Below are 13,766 nucleotides of genomic sequence, written 5' to 3'. Positions count from 1 at the left end.
CGTTTTGGACAGCCGAAAATTTGGTCAGCACAAATCCGCTGTCGCCAAGAAATTGATCGACCAGCGCTGGCCGCGGGCGGTTGCTGTGCCGCCGGAGAACCGCGGACATTCGGCCGTCAGGATCGCGCGCCAAGCGCGGATTTATAGTCCTGCCGCCGGGACCACGACACGTAGTAAGCGACGGCGGTCATCATCAAAATTCCGGCGGCGCTGACGAGAACCTGCATGGCGAGTGAATTCGGCCCGGTGATCAGGATAAAATGCGCGGCGAACGACAGAAAGACGCCGGCGCAGAACACCGCCAGCCATTCTTCGCCGCATTTGATGAGCGGCTGCAGGACCGGCCACCGAAATCCGCGCCAGCCTCTCGGCACCGCCAGCGTAAAGAGGAAGGCCATGGCGAGCAGATGCAGCACCCTGTAAGGCGCCAGGTTCTCCCTGTCGTTGGGCAGGAATGCACTGAGCAGGGAATCCGGGACCATTTCCGCCAACGCGGGCAGCTTCCCGGCAGAGGTGATCACGAGCGCGAACAAGAGATAGAGCAGTGCCGCAATGCGCAGTGCCGGAAGCCCCTGCATCGATCGGATCAAGCGGGCCTGCCTGGCACCGCTCAGCGCAAACCAGGCACCCAACACAAACAGCAATTGCCAGCTAAGCGGATTGAAGACCCAGTCTCCCTCCGGAAACGACAATAGGTTCCGGTCAAATATGCGCGCCGTGACATACAGCGCGGCCGATCCGGCCAGCGTCACGGTCGGCCAGCGCAGCATGCCGATCAAGACGATCGGGAGGAAAGCCATGAGCACGATGAACAGCTGCAAGACGTCTAGATTGAGCGGTGTGGCCTGTAGCAGCAGGCCGCGAATCAAGGTGCGGATCGGGTGGTCAATGAATCCCGCAATGTTGAATTCGGCGATGATGTCGGGTGCCGCGGTCTGTGCCGCGACATAGCCGATCAGGTCGACATAGATCACGAACAGGACGACATAGGCCGCGTAAAGCTGCCATAGCCGTTTGAAGATGCGGGTCGCCCCCACCACAGAGCCGCGTTCCACCATTTTTTTCGCGTAGATGATCGCCGCGGCATAGCCGCCGACGAATACGAACAGGTCGGTTGCGCCGCTAAATCCAAAATTCCGCAAGGTCAGCGAGCTGACCGCGTTGTGCGGAACGTGATCCACAAACAGAAACCAGTTCGCGATGCCAAGCAGCAGCAGGATCCGGAGATCGCCATCGCGTGCCGCGATCTCAGTCTTCATACATTGGTTCATTGAGAGTGAAACTTCACAAGCCCGGAGCAACGAATCGCCATTCTAGCGTGACGATACGCGCGATCCGAGTAGACTTTGCGTGAAGAATATCTAATTGGCGCGCTGGCGGATTGAAACTGCCGGCGATCACGTTTTCGAAATCAGGACGTGATCGCCTGCGAGAACATTGGCCCGTCTGCCGGCTCATGTTTGCGCAGGTCGCGGGCGTGATCGAAATGGCCGGCCTGCAGATCTGCGCCCGTTGCGCCGATCTCGGGAACTGCGGCCTCGGCCAGAATATCGGCGGTGACATCCTCGACCGAGGAATCGGCGACTTCGTGGATGAAACTGATGTTCTTGTATTCGCCGGACACAATGCGCGAGATGACCTCGCGCCGGGTGATTTCGGGATCGACAATGGCTTCGCGGCCGCGCCGGCCATAGTCGATCATCACGACGAAATACTGCATGTTTGCGAGCCGAAGCACATCCCGGGCGTTGGAATCGAATGACGGCATTATTTCTGAAAATCAGAAATAGGTCAAGCAAAAAATTCGGAAAAACAGAAATTATCCTGGAGCGGCTGATATTACTCTGGGCGGCCGGTCGAATCAGGCTCCGGTAACTATCGCGGAAAGGATCCTTATTTCTCAGGTGCGCGCCCGCCCTGCGCCTTGGCCGCCTTGCGCGTTCGGGCCGTCGCCTTGGTCCGCAAGCGCTCGATCTGACCCCTGGGCAGGGTGACGCAAATCTCGCCGATCCACTCCAGCTTTACCCCGCTGATTGGCTTGGCATTGAAGCTCGTGAGGTTGACCAGCGTCGACGACTTTCCGCGCTCGATCGTCTTCAGGTAACGCTCCCCGGTTTTCAGGCGTACCGCGGCTTCTTCGCCGTAGAAGCTCGACAATGGATGACGCTGCTCGCGATAGACCACGATAACATCGCCATTTTCGTATTTTGGCAGCATGGAATCGCCCGCCACCTCGAAGGCGATGATCTCTTCGGCAATCGGGAAGGGCAGTTCAACCTCGCCCAGGCCTTCCGGCGGCACCTGTTCATGTTCCGGCTCGATCGACGCGCCTGCGCCGACGCGGCCCATGATCGGCACCGAATTCAGTTCGAGGTACTCCATGATGGGTGCGATCTCGGATGCCTTGATCAGTCGTATCCCGGACAGGATTTCCGAAACCGCACCCGGGCGAACGCCCATCGCCGTCGCCAGACCGCCTTTGGTCTTGCCCGGCTTCTCCAGTCCCCGCTCGATCAATCTGACGTCCAGCATGGCCTTTCCTTTCACGGATGCCGGGAATGATAGCAATTCCGATTATCCGAAATCAAGCTTGACTTTTGTTTCGGAATATCCGAAATTGTGGAGGCGTCGGGCGACGCCAGGAAAGCAGGCAGGAATGATGGAAGCGACAAACTGGGCGCCCGAGCACTCGGACGCGCTGCGGGAACTTTTTGCCCGAGGCATGACCTTTTCGGAAATCGCCAAAGCGATCAACTCGAAATTCAAAACCAAATATTCACGTAATGCCACGCTCGGCCGCGCCAAGCGGATGGGGCTCGGCCGGCCAGTCCGGCCGGAATCGCTACCTCAGGCGAAGCCACGGCTGAGCAGGCTTGGCGAACTTCGCCCCGCTGAACCCAGGCTGTCCAAGTTCCACTGGTCGCCTCCGGTATTCGAAGAGGCAGAGCCGCTTAATCTGCGTTGCGTCGAGATCGAGCCGCGCCATTTATCGCTGGTCGAACTGGAGCGCCGTGATTGCCGATACCCGTACGGTGGTGATGCCGAGGGCGAAGCCATTACCTTCTGCGGCCACCCAAGGCGGCCAGGCTCCAGCTATTGCACGCCGCATTTTCACCTGAGCCGCAACCCCGATGCTGCCCTGGAACGCCCCGCGAGCACGGCTGCGCTGAAGGTCATCGAAGCGGCCTGAAGGACGATCCATCGCGCCCAGATTCACAAAGGAGGCCATGAGACATGCCACGAGCCAAACGAAAGAAGCCACATGACCCGGCACGGGCGCACGACCGCCGCTCGCGCGATCTGCCCCGCAACGCCGAAGTCGCGACCGTCGAGGTCGACAACCCGCTGGCGCTGGAGCCGGGCGCGAAGATCGTCGTGTTGCGCTCCATCCGTAACGATCCGTTGGGCCGCCTGCATTCGCACCGTCAGATCGACGAGGCGCAATACCAGGGCGGGCGGGCCTTTCAAGACGATTGGGAGAAGGCCGAGCGCGGCCCGCGCGCGGTCGATCCGACTAGAGAATATGTCGATGGCGGGCAGGCGCGCGAGCCGATTACCGAAGGCCAGCGCAAGGCGGTGCTGCGGCTGAACCGCGCCGAGCGCGAGCTTGGCGCCGACGGTTCGGCGCTGGTGCACGACGTGCTGGTCCAGGGCATGACCATGGAACAGATCGGGCAGCATCGGGGATTGCGCACCAAGCGGTGGCACGACTATTTCGCGCGACGTCTCAAGGAATGCCTCGACCGGCTGGCGCTGATCTATGGATTTGCGACAGCCAATCCCATCGCCGTCAAAAACCTCCGGCGCTGAAGCGGAACGGCTGCACCACGTCATAAGCCGCCTTTGTGATCGGCACCGCGTAGTCGACCGTGAGCGCGCCGAACGGCGAGGCCCAGGTCAGGCCGGAACCGACCGACGAGCGTACGACATTCTTGTTGGCGACCTGAAGCGAAGAGCTCCCAAAACTGGTCGGGCCGCCATAGCCGAAGACGCTGCCGGCATCGACGAAGGCCGATGCCTTGAGGCCATATTCGTCGGGCACGCCGGGAATCGAACTCTGCAGCTCGGCGGTCGTTGCCCAGTACATGTTGCCGCCGACATTATCCATGGTGGTACCGGGCGTGAGATCGCGCGGGCCAAAACCGTTGGTCGCAAATCCACGCACCATGGTCGGACCGCCGAAGAAGCTGTTCATCAGCGGCACCTGCTGTCCACCCCATCCGGTGACGTAGCCACCTTGTGCGCGGACCATGCCGACCAGATCGCTGTTAAGCGAATGGTAATAGCGTACGTCCTCGGTGGTCCGCAGGAATTTGACGTCACCGCCGAGGCCGGCGAGATCCTGGCTGAGCTGCGATTTAATGCCGTCGGTCGGGCTCTTTGGGTTGTCGAGCGTGCTGTAGGTCGCGGTGCTGCCGACCGCCGAGACCCACGCGGGTCCGTTCGCTGCAGCCTGCTGGATCGCCAGTGATGGCGGCAAGCCTGAGGTGGTCGTGCCAAGCGTGATATTCTGATTGTAGATTGAGTAGCGCCACAGCACGTCGAGTTGTTCCGTGATAGGCGTGCCGAACTGCAGTGCCCCGCCGTAGGTGGTGCTGTTATAGGACTGATAGCTGGTCACGTCGCTCTGCCGGCCGAATAGTTCGATTCCGGCCGAAACCCTGGTACCAAGAAAATACGGTTCCGACGCCTTCAGATCGATCCCGCGCGCATACTGACCATAGGTCACGGAGGCCTGGACGTCTTTTCCGGTGCCATAAAAGTTGCGGTCGCCGGCTTTGACCTCGATGAGCGCGCCATCGGTGGTCGAGTAACCGCCCGCAATGTTGAAGTCGCCGGTCGACTGGTCGGCGGCCTCGACATCGAGCACGATTCGATCCGGCGCCGAGCCGGGTCTGTTCGAGATCTTGACCGTTTTGAAATAGTTCAGATTCTTCAGGCGCCGCTCGGCCCGATCGATCAGGGTCTTGTTGTAGGGATCGCCTTCAGAAATGTCGAATTCACGCCGTATCACGTAGTCGCGCGTGCGGCTGTTGCCGTGGATCTCGATACGCTCGACATAGGTCCGTGGTCCCTGGTCGATCACGAACGCGACATCGATACGTTGCGCGGCGGCGTCCCGCGTGATGTGAGGTACCGCTTGGGCAAAGGGATAGCCGAGCTTCGCCATTTCGATCGCGAGAACTTCGGTGGTCTTGTCCAGTGCGTTGCCGTCGAACACCGCGGCAGAGCGGGCAACGGGCAGCCGCTGAAGTTTGCCGGAATCCAGCTCCGGAATATTGCTGACGACGCTGACATCGCCGAAATGATAAAGTGGGCCTTCGTCGATAACAAACGTCAGCGTAAATCCCCTGGCTGCGGGATCGTATTCGGCCCCGACAGTTGGCACGATGGCGTCGGCGTAGCCCTTGCCGCGATAATATAGCCGCAACTGTTCCTGGTCCTGCGCGATGCGGTCGGGGTCGTAGACGTCGCCGCCGGTGAGGAAGCTCAGCATATTGGTGGCAGAGGTCTTGATCACGGCGTTGAGCTGGCGATTGCCGAAAGCCCGATTGCCCGTGAAGTTGATCCGCCGCACCGTCGTTTTGCCGCCCTCAGTAATCGCGTAGACGAGATCGACGCGGCCGTTGCCGCGGTCGATGACCTCCGGCACCACGCTGACGTCGTCACGTCCGGCATGGCGGTAGGCCTCGATGATGCGGCCGACATCAGCCTGCACCGCGGCGCGCTGCAGTGAGCCACGCGGCTTGGATTCGACGGCGGCGGCAAGCTCGGTGTCCTTAACTTTCTTGTTGCCTTCGAATGCGACGCGATCGAGCACGGGCGCCTCGGTCAGATGCACGACCAGCCGTTCGCCGGCGCGCTCGAGCCAAACCTTCTCAAACAGGCCCGTTGCGACCAGTGCCTTCAGGGCCGCGTCGCGCGCGGCGTCGTCGAATCGTCCGTCAGGCGCAGCATGAATATAGGAACGCACGGTATCGGCTTCGACGCGGCGATTGCCCTCCACGACGATGGCCTCATGCGAGGGCGGCGCGCTCTCGGCCGCGGCAGGCGTCACAGCTATCAGCCCGAGCGCGGCGGCAAGCCACCAGCTGGCAACGTGCGGCCGCGATGATCGCCAATATTGCGTGATGCGTTTGACCTTCACGTCCTGCCGGTCTCCCACCTGACCGTCCCTGATCGAATTGCTCGCGCGGGGCAAAACAATGTCTCACGTAAGGTGAGTTGCGGGCTGGATTCGTGCTGGCCGCCACAATTTCAACGCCTTAACTTAACCTGCGCGTTCTCAGAATTGTCGCAATGGCCGCTTCATGCTTCGGGGATCAAGGAGACCGAGACGTTCGCGCTGTGACCGTTGCATGCGCCAACGCTCGCCAGGAGCATCACATGCGTTATGCAGCCCTCGTTGCCGCCTCGCTCATGCTGATCCAGTCCGCCTATGCGGAGAAGACACCGGATATCGATCCGCGCGCTTCGCTCGGCGTGGTTCAGCAATGGATCTACAATTACCGGGCTAAACCCGACTACGCGCATGTCCCCGCAGCCGTGCGCGTGCTGTTTCATTCACAGAGTTTCAAGGAGCCGGAGAACGCCGGTATCTATCTGGGTTTTATCGCCGGCGCTATCGGCTCGAACCCCGAAAAGGCCGAGCAGCTCATCGCCGGTTTCTTTCCGGTCCCTCCGGAAGACGAATGGGTCGTCGTCCGCGCCATCGCCTATTCGGGATTGCCCGACTGGAGGAATATACTGCGCAGGGTCGCGCCGCGAATGCCGGCGCGACACGTGATGATCGACAGCTATCTCGCGGGCAAGCTGCCGACCTTGACCGACATCCCATTGGAAGAAGCAAAGCCCGGCATGCTCGACAGGCTGCGCGGCGCGTTCACGCGCAATCCCTTCGCCAAGGAGGATAGGAAGCTGAACACGACGCTGACGTTTGCGGGCAATCAGGACCTGCTGGATACGTTATGGGGGTATTATTTCGCGACCGGCTCGCATGTTCCGATCCAGCGCATCATGCAAATGCTGCCGTGGAGCAAGAGCCGCGACACCGTCGACAAGCTGACGATCGGAGCCATGGCGCGCTACACGCTGGCGAGCTACGCGATCCGCGACGCCGGTTTGCGCGAATTTCTCCGCAGCGAACTTGCCAGACAACCGGCGCCGGTCAAGGCGCCGCTCGGCGAGGTAGTGGAGGCGGCAGACACCGTGCAAATCGCGGCACTCCGCAAGGATGCGCTTGCCGCGGTGGACGAACTCAAGACCAAGGGCTCGGACTCCAGGCGCAACCTCGACTTCTGGGGCCAGGTCGGCGTCGGCGCGGTTGCGCTCGGTTGCGTCTCGGCTGCGGCGCTGGGGCAGGTGGCGGTCGGTATTCCCTGCGTGATCGGCGGCTCTGCTTCGCAGGGGCTGTTGTCGTTCTGGGAAAAGCAGCCATGAGGCAGATCAGCCGCGGACCTAATCCAGCCCGGCGCGGCGAAAGCCTTCCAGATAATGCTCGCGGTCGGAGTCGAGCTTCCATGGCAACTGGTTCGAGATCCAGGCAAGCGAGATATTGGGTTGCGTCCGGCGTAACTCCTGGAGTGCGGCCTTGGCGACGTCGATCTGACCGGCCATGCCGGCTGCGACTGTCAGCACTCGGTAGGCGCCGGTGAGATCGCCGCGTTGACGGGTCGCTTCACGCGCCAGCGCGATCGCTTCGGAATAGTTCCTCCCGACGAACTGGGCATAAGCGGCGACGCCATAATAAATCGCGGACGAGGGGTCACGCGGGCTGAGACGGATGGCGCGTTGGGTCGCCACATAGGCGTCCTGCCAGCGCCCGGAATACGACAGCGCCAGGCCGTAGTAACCCTGAGCCAGCGAAAAGTTTGGGTTGAGCTGCAGCGCCAGTTCGAACTCGGCCAGCGAGTCGTCGAGACGGCGTGTTGAAAAATAGACGCTGCCGAGTGCGGTATGTGCCCACGAATCCTCGCTGTCGGCGGCGATCGCCGCAAGTGCGGCATGCTCGGCGACAGGCGCCGCCGTTGCAATATCCACCCAGCCGAGATGGACGCCGAACATGTGATTGGTGGCGAACAGGGCCAGCGCCTGGCCGTAGTTCGGATCGATCGCAATCGCCTTTTCCAGCAAGACCTGAGCCGCCGCGCTGTCGCACCGCGTCACCCGCCAGTGATGCGACAGCGCCCGCATCACCAGGTCCCACGCGTCAACGCTGTTGGGCGGTTTACGCCGGCTGCGAAAATTCTCCGCAACGTAGATCTGCGGCTCGATCGCCGTGACGATGGCATCTGTAATCTCATCCTGCACCGCGAATACGTCGACGAGGTCGCGGTCGTAACGTTCCGCCCAGATGTGGCTGCCGGTCGCGGTGTCGTTGAGCTGCGCGGTGATGCGCACGCGGTCGCCGCTCCTTCTCACGCTGCCCTCGACGACGTAGCGAACGCCAAGCTCCGCAGCGACCTGTTTCATGTGCACCGCCTTGCCCTTGTAGGTGAACGAGGAGTTGCGGGAGATCACGAAGAACCAGCGCAATTTCGACAGCGCCGTAATGATGTCCTCGCTGATTCCGTCGGAAAAATACTCCTGCTCCTGGTCGCCGCTCATATTATCAAACGGCAGCACGGCGATTGCCGGCCGATCCGGCAATTGCAACGGCGGACGCAGTCGTTCGTTGACGTGTTCCGGTGACATGGCAGCCGGCTGATCGCCGTCCGGTTGGCCGTTCACGGAGCCAACGAAACGAAGTCCCTTTCGCGGAATGGTCCGAATCAGCTTCTGTTCCTTGCCGTTATCGCCGATCGCGTTTCGGGCGGCGTTGATGCGGCTGTCAAGCGTCGAGTCCGACACGATCCGGCCGCCCCATACCAACTCGATCAAATCATCCCTGCTGACGACGTGGTCGCGGTGCCTCAACAGATGAACCAGCAGGTCGAATACCTGCGGTTGCATCGCAACAAGCTCGCCGCCACGGTGCAACTCGCGAAGGGCGGTGTCGAGAACATGATCTTCAAAGTTAAATTTCACGTGCGTTATCGCATCTTTTCTCAAGAAACAATCAAGTCGGTCTCAGGGAGAGATCAAGCACTGGGCAAAGTCTTGTCGGCGCGTCTCAGGCATTCTGCACAAATTGAGGTTGCGATCCCATTGCCCCTGGCGGAGTCAATTTTATGACCGAAACCCGAGTTATTAGCCCGGCCGTGCCGGGAAATCGGATACTACGATTCACTGCATTTCTGTTCGGCGCTGTGTCCTACATCACATTTCTGGTCACGATTCTGTATGCCATTGGCTTCGCGGAGGGGCTTGTCGTGCCGAAAACCATCGATACTGGCGCAGAATCGCCGGCTCTTGAGGTGATCGCCGTCAATCTCGCGCTCATGTCGTTGTTCGCCGTTCAGCACAGCGTCATGGCGCGCAAACAGTTTAAACAATGGTGGACGCGATTTATTCCCAAATCCGTAGAGCGCAGCACTTATGTGCTTCTCGCCAGCCTGACGCTGCTTTTGCTGTTCTGGCAGTGGCGTCCGCTGCCGGCCGTCGTCTGGCACGTCGAAGAGCCCGCAATTGCCACGGCGCTCACTGGATTGTCATTCCTCGGCTGGGTGATCGTGTTCACCAGCACCTTCCTGATCAATCATTTCGAGCTGTTCGGATTACATCAGGTTGCCAATAATCTCGTTGGCCGGAAAACGCCCGTGCCGATCTTCCGGACGCCGCTTTTCTACAATTTTGTGCGGCACCCGATTTATCTCGGCTTCATCATCGCGTTCTGGGCCGCGCCGACCATGAGCACCGGGCACCTGCTGTTCGCGGCGGTGACGACGGCCTACATCTTCGTCGGCATTCTGCTGGAAGAGCGCGATCTCGTCGACATGTTCGGCGACGAATATCGCCGCTACAGACAGCAGGTATCGATGCTGGTGCCCTGGCGCAGGACGATCTGACCAATCCCTAATTGTCTGTTGGAGACATATACCATGAAACATACTGGAACTTGCTTTTGCGGCGCGGTCGAAGTGCAGGTCACGGGAGCGCCGGAAGGCATGGGTTACTGCCATTGCGGCTCCTGCCGTTCGTGGTCGGGCGGACCGGTCAACGCCTTCGCCTTGTGGAAGCCGGAGGCGGTGCGGATCACCTCGGGCTCGCACCACGTCGCGACGTTCGAGAAGACAGCGATGAGCCAGCGCAAATATTGCACAAAATGCGGTGGGCATTTGATGACCAATCATCCGACGCTCGGACTCGTTGACGTCTTCGCCACGACAATTCCGACGCTTGCCTTCACGCCCGGCGTTCACGTCAATTATGCCGAGACGATGCTCCCGATGCGGGACGGTCTGCCCAAGCTGAAAGACTTTCCCGCGGAGTTGGGTGGCTCAGGTGAAATGATCGCCGAGTAGGGAAATCAGTTTCCGACAACAACAACGCAGCCAAGACCATTCGCCACGGGCTGACCGATCAATCTCCGCCGCTCGATCTCTGGGTAGGACCAGGATCGGGCGGCGGTCTTGTGGGACTGAGCCTTCGAAGTGCCCGAGAACCAGGCCTCCGCGCCAGCTCCCGGAGGGAAGAGCTATGTCAGCGGCAGCTCCGGCCCTGCAAAATCCGGGTTTGGCGTTACCTGCAGGGTTCCGGTAAAAGGCTTCCGAAGCCGCATTTTGCGGCAAGGGCGATCAGTTCCGCCTGACAAAATAACCAAGGGAAGCGCCTGACATGACTGCCAGACCGCAATTGCCGGAGCGCACGCCGCGCGCAAAGGGCGAACCGACTGCCCTCGATGGTCTGCTGGTCGTGGATTTCACCCGCGTCGTTGCTGGTCCCGCATGCACGCAAACGCTCGCGGATTTCGGCGCCGAGGTCATCAAGATCGAAAACCCGGACGGTGGCGACGACACACGCGCCTACGAACATGCCGAAATCGGCGGCGAGAGCGCGGCTTATCTCAGTCTCAATCGCAACAAGCGCGGCATTGCGCTGGACTTCACCAACCCGGCGGCGCTGGAGGTCGCGCGTGAGCTCATTGCGAAAGCCGATGTTGTGGTGGAGAATTTCTCCGGCGGCGTGATGAAGAAATTCGGCCTCGACTATGCGACGGTCGCGCCGACCAATCCGCGCCTCGTGTATTGCTCGATCTCGGCCTATGGCCGTAAGGGCGCATACGCCCTGCGTCCAGGGTTCGATCCGGTCACACAGGCTGAAAGCGGCTTCATGTCGCTGAATGGTTTTCCCGACGGGGAGCCGGTGCGGACCGGCCCGCCGATCGTCGACATGGCGACGGGAATGTCGGCCTGCAACGCCATCCTGCTTGCGCTACTGGCCCGCGACCGGCTCGGCCGCGGCCAGCACGTCGAGGTCGCGCTGATCGACATCGCCGTGGCGATGACCGGCTTCTATGGCATGGCCTATCTGATCAGCGGCGCGAACCCGGGCCGCTTTGGCAACTCGCCTAACGGCTCGCCCACCGTCGGCGTCTATCAGGCGTCCGACGGACCCCTCTACATGGCTTGCGCCAACGACCGGTTGTATCGCCGGCTGGTCACCGAGGTGCTGGCACGGCCCGATCTCGTCACCGATCCCGAATTTGCTCACCGGAAGAACCGGACGGCCAACAGGGAAAAGTTGCGAGCCATCATTGCCGGGGTCCTTGCCGGCGACAAGCTCGAGAACTGGATGGCGAAGATGAAGAAGGCCAACATACCGGTTGGCTATCTGCGCACCGTTGAGGAGGGCTTCAACGCGCCGGAGGTGCGCGATCGTCATCGCCTCAGCCAGATCCCGCATCCGACCGCGGGCGCCGTTCCCAACATCGAGACGCCGCTCAATATGAGCTTGACGCCCACTATCGATCCCATTGCAGCGCCACTACTCGGCGAGCATACGAAAGACGTGCTGCGCAAGACGCTCGGTTACGATGACCGCCGGATTGCGGCGTTGGCCGAGGCGGGTGCATTCGGAAAGAGCGGGAATACCGGTTGACGGGAGGCTGGCTGGGTTGACTAGCGCAAGCGCAATCCGTCGCCATCCTTCCGATGGAAGCTTCCGCGCCATTCGCCGGTGATCCCCGAGCCTGTCAACGGGCCGCGCCTTGCGGGAAACGATCGCGCCGACCTCCCTGCAATTGCGAACACCCGCCCGATAGCGGACGCACACCGCCGGGTATGGGCCTTTCAGACCATCCCGGGATGTTACGCTAATACCGCAAACCGTTGTTCAGAGAGCCAAATCGGGCCGTTTCGGCCGTTCAGTTCGGCTTGCTGCGCAGGTTGTTCCTTGGCATACTTTCAACTTCGTCGGGTTCCGCCCGGTCAATCTCGAGGCGAGCCATACGAAGTATCAAGGTAGCTGTCGTCAGGCCGAGACGTTCGGCCTCCTGCGCTGCGGTATCGACTCTCTGGGCCAAGCCCTCACGTTTACCTGGGTATGCCATTCCTGTTCCTCACCTAAGGTGCGAGATGAAAAATCCCACATATGTTGCAGAGCTGCAGAAGAAACTCGGAGCTCCATCGAGCGAAACCGTGGAAAGCCTGCGGCTGTTGAAGGCTTTCCTCAAACTTGCGCCCGACCAGCGTTCCGAAATCATTGAACTGGTCGAACGTTTGGCGACTGACCCGTCGCCGAGCGATCCCTCATTGTCTTGAAAACATCGTTTGCCTCTTAAGCGTCCTCGTTTCAGTTGCTGATTGGATTGGCGGGCGGGCGCGTCGCGATCGCATAGACCGCGCCGCCCTCCAGCGCTTCGGATTGGTGAAGCGTACCGGCGGGCAGCAGGATGGTGTCGCCGGCGCCGACGATGCGCTGGCCGCCGTCCCACATGAAGTTCAGCCTGCCGCTGATGATCACCAGGATCTCGTCCACGGGATGGGTGTGGAAGCGGTGTACCTTGCCCGCAGCGTCGTGCTGCAATTCGATACTGCCCTGCTCCGGGAGCAGGTTCAGGATTGCGGGATCGATGGCAAATTCGGTCTTGTGACCTTCGATGATCTGGGTCATGCCGCTTGCTCCTTGTTTTCGATGTGAGCCGTCTTCGTTTGTGCGAGCTTGGCAAAAGGACAGCCGCCCGCCACCTGATTGTCGTCATGCAGGAAGTATTGCTGGTACTCGCGTCCGTCGGTCGCGCCGTAACGTCCGAGGTGCGGCGAGGGACTCGCGCTGTCGTAGGGAATTAGCCGTTTGCGCACTTCCGCGAACGCGGCATTGGCAGCCTTCTCGGTTCCAAGAATCTTCTCAAACACCCATCGTGGCTGGAAGGTAAGCATGAAAGCGCTTGATCGGCGGCTCTGCCGCATCACATGTGCGGGCGTCGTGCAGACGACGAAGATCGGCTCCCCTGCGAACGAGAACTCCCACATCGGATGATCGATCTGTTCGGGAATCTCCTCGGGCCACGGGCTCTTGTCGAGTCGCGCCAGCTGGTCGAGCGTCAGCCACATCTTGCGATAATAGGCGTCGAGCGTCTGCACCGGGCGTGGCCTTGTAAACACGATCAGCGATGTGTTGGGTCCATATGATCTGGATTCGGAAACATATTGCGCGAGTTGAACGCCGAGCACTTCGACGTCATAGGGGTCAAGGAACAAATAGCGCAACTGGTCCTGGCGATGGCCGGCAACGCCGAAAACACAGGGAAAGGGCCGCGCCTCGCTGCTCATCTGCGCTTCGAATTCAGAGAACATCACGCATTGCCAGCTGCTCACTGGATACGTCGAAGCAACGTCCCCTTTTCTTAAAAACAAGCGCTCCATAATGCCCCCTGTAAGTTTAAC

At 60.7% G+C, this 13,766-nt stretch carries 15 protein-coding genes; 8 read left to right on the top strand and 7 right to left on the bottom strand.

The genetic code is table 11. The features are described from left to right. Positions 1–116: 116 nt before the first annotated feature. The 3 genes from NL528_RS33380 to NL528_RS33370 all read right to left on the bottom strand — a co-directional run bounded on the left by NL528_RS33380 (position 117) and on the right by NL528_RS33370 (position 2,532). On the bottom strand, positions 117–1,271 hold the full coding sequence (locus tag NL528_RS33380; RefSeq protein ID WP_309178609.1) for an OpgC domain-containing protein: 1,155 nt from the start codon (positions 1,269–1,271) through the stop codon (positions 117–119). 140 nt (positions 1,272–1,411) lie between these two features. Then, positions 1,412–1,720 carry a hypothetical protein gene (locus tag NL528_RS33375; RefSeq protein ID WP_309178607.1) on the bottom strand — a complete coding sequence of 103 codons (309 nt, stop codon included), beginning with the start codon at positions 1,718–1,720 and terminating at the stop codon, positions 1,412–1,414. 173 nt (positions 1,721–1,893) lie between these two features. Then, positions 1,894–2,532, bottom strand: coding sequence for a S24 family peptidase (locus tag NL528_RS33370; RefSeq protein ID WP_309178606.1), 639 nt, complete (start codon positions 2,530–2,532; stop codon positions 1,894–1,896). Here NL528_RS33370 and NL528_RS33365 point away from each other — a divergent pair. Continuing rightward, entirely contained in the window at positions 2,531–3,190 is a 660-nt protein-coding gene (locus tag NL528_RS33365) for a GcrA family cell cycle regulator (protein WP_309178605.1), read from the top strand. The genes NL528_RS33370 and NL528_RS33365 overlap by 2 nt on opposite strands. A gap of 44 nt (positions 3,191–3,234) precedes the next feature. After that, the gene (locus NL528_RS33360; RefSeq protein WP_309178604.1) at positions 3,235–3,810 is read left to right on the top strand and encodes a DUF6456 domain-containing protein; all 576 of its coding nucleotides are present in this window, start codon (positions 3,235–3,237) and stop codon (positions 3,808–3,810) included. Here NL528_RS33360 and bamA read toward each other — a convergent pair. Continuing rightward, a complete protein-coding gene (bamA, locus tag NL528_RS33355) occupies positions 3,791–6,148 on the bottom strand; it encodes an outer membrane protein assembly factor BamA (RefSeq protein WP_309178603.1) in 2,358 nt (785 codons plus the stop codon). The genes NL528_RS33360 and bamA overlap by 20 nt on opposite strands. 239 nt (positions 6,149–6,387) lie before the next feature. Here bamA and NL528_RS33350 point away from each other — a divergent pair, with 239 nt between their 5' ends. Then, positions 6,388–7,440, top strand: a complete 1,053-nt coding sequence (locus NL528_RS33350) for a hypothetical protein (RefSeq protein WP_309178602.1) — start codon at positions 6,388–6,390, stop codon at positions 7,438–7,440. Between the two features lie 18 nt (positions 7,441–7,458). On the opposite strand, the gene NL528_RS33345 is transcribed toward NL528_RS33350, so the two are convergent. Beyond that, positions 7,459–9,027, bottom strand: coding sequence for a winged helix-turn-helix domain-containing tetratricopeptide repeat protein (locus NL528_RS33345; RefSeq protein WP_309178601.1), 1,569 nt, complete (start codon positions 9,025–9,027; stop codon positions 7,459–7,461). On the opposite strand from NL528_RS33345, the gene NL528_RS33340 reads away from it, so the two are divergent. The 5 genes from NL528_RS33340 to NL528_RS33320 all read left to right on the top strand — a co-directional run bounded on the left by NL528_RS33340 (position 8,920) and on the right by NL528_RS33320 (position 12,641). Then, entirely contained in the window at positions 8,920–9,174 is a 255-nt protein-coding gene (locus tag NL528_RS33340) for a hypothetical protein (protein ID WP_309185346.1), read from the top strand. The genes NL528_RS33345 and NL528_RS33340 overlap by 108 nt on opposite strands. Continuing rightward, positions 9,171–9,947 (top strand): methanethiol S-methyltransferase, encoded by a 777-nt coding sequence (gene mddA, locus NL528_RS33335; RefSeq protein WP_309178600.1) that lies wholly within the window; start codon positions 9,171–9,173, stop codon positions 9,945–9,947. The genes NL528_RS33340 and mddA overlap by 4 nt, the downstream gene beginning before the upstream one ends. A gap of 33 nt (positions 9,948–9,980) precedes the next feature. After that, positions 9,981–10,403, top strand: a complete 423-nt coding sequence (locus NL528_RS33330) for a GFA family protein (protein WP_309178599.1) — start codon at positions 9,981–9,983, stop codon at positions 10,401–10,403. Between the two features lie 313 nt (positions 10,404–10,716). Next, on the top strand, positions 10,717–11,979 hold the full coding sequence (locus NL528_RS33325; protein ID WP_309178597.1) for a CoA transferase: 1,263 nt from the start codon (positions 10,717–10,719) through the stop codon (positions 11,977–11,979). 476 nt (positions 11,980–12,455) lie between these two features. Next, positions 12,456–12,641, top strand: coding sequence for a hypothetical protein (locus tag NL528_RS33320; protein WP_074274285.1), 186 nt, complete (start codon positions 12,456–12,458; stop codon positions 12,639–12,641). Between the two features lie 31 nt (positions 12,642–12,672). On the opposite strand, the gene NL528_RS33315 is transcribed toward NL528_RS33320, so the two are convergent. Continuing rightward, positions 12,673–12,993, bottom strand: coding sequence for a cupin domain-containing protein (locus tag NL528_RS33315; RefSeq protein WP_309178596.1), 321 nt, complete (start codon positions 12,991–12,993; stop codon positions 12,673–12,675). Next, positions 12,990–13,676 (bottom strand): YqcI/YcgG family protein, encoded by a 687-nt coding sequence (locus NL528_RS33310; protein ID WP_309178595.1) that lies wholly within the window; start codon positions 13,674–13,676, stop codon positions 12,990–12,992. Before NL528_RS33310 ends, NL528_RS33315 begins: the two co-directional genes overlap by 4 nt. Positions 13,677–13,766: the final 90 nt, after the last annotated feature.

Origin of the sequence: Bradyrhizobium sp. Ash2021, from assembly GCF_031202265.1 — a bacterium.
Classification (GTDB): domain Bacteria; phylum Pseudomonadota; class Alphaproteobacteria; order Rhizobiales; family Xanthobacteraceae; genus Bradyrhizobium.
The sequence above is the reverse complement of the archived record's forward strand: the minus strand, read 5'-3'. Positions and strand labels throughout refer to the sequence as shown.

Excerpts from the sequence above, each read along its gene's own strand:
- NL528_RS33325 (WP_309178597.1), top strand. The coding sequence starts at position 10,717 with ATGACTGCCAGACCGCAATTGCCGGAGCGCACGCCGCGCGCAAAGGGC.
- NL528_RS33340 (WP_309185346.1), top strand. The coding sequence starts at position 8,920 with ATGAACCAGCAGGTCGAATACCTGCGGTTGCATCGCAACAAGCTCGCC.
- mddA (WP_309178600.1), top strand. The coding sequence starts at position 9,171 with ATGACCGAAACCCGAGTTATTAGCCCGGCCGTGCCGGGAAATCGGATA.
- NL528_RS33375 (WP_309178607.1), bottom strand. The coding sequence starts at position 1,720 with ATGCAGTATTTCGTCGTGATGATCGACTATGGCCGGCGCGGCCGCGAA.
- NL528_RS33310 (WP_309178595.1), bottom strand. The coding sequence starts at position 13,676 with ATGTTCTCTGAATTCGAAGCGCAGATGAGCAGCGAGGCGCGGCCCTTT.
- NL528_RS33330 (WP_309178599.1), top strand. The coding sequence starts at position 9,981 with ATGAAACATACTGGAACTTGCTTTTGCGGCGCGGTCGAAGTGCAGGTC.
- NL528_RS33370 (WP_309178606.1), bottom strand. The coding sequence starts at position 2,532 with ATGCTGGACGTCAGATTGATCGAGCGGGGACTGGAGAAGCCGGGCAAG.
- NL528_RS33365 (WP_309178605.1), top strand. The coding sequence starts at position 2,531 with ATGGCCTTTCCTTTCACGGATGCCGGGAATGATAGCAATTCCGATTAT.
- NL528_RS33360 (WP_309178604.1), top strand. The coding sequence starts at position 3,235 with ATGCCACGAGCCAAACGAAAGAAGCCACATGACCCGGCACGGGCGCAC.
- NL528_RS33380 (WP_309178609.1), bottom strand. The coding sequence starts at position 1,271 with ATGAACCAATGTATGAAGACTGAGATCGCGGCACGCGATGGCGATCTC.
- NL528_RS33350 (WP_309178602.1), top strand. The coding sequence starts at position 6,388 with ATGCGTTATGCAGCCCTCGTTGCCGCCTCGCTCATGCTGATCCAGTCC.
- NL528_RS33320 (WP_074274285.1), top strand. The coding sequence starts at position 12,456 with ATGAAAAATCCCACATATGTTGCAGAGCTGCAGAAGAAACTCGGAGCT.
- NL528_RS33315 (WP_309178596.1), bottom strand. The coding sequence starts at position 12,993 with ATGACCCAGATCATCGAAGGTCACAAGACCGAATTTGCCATCGATCCC.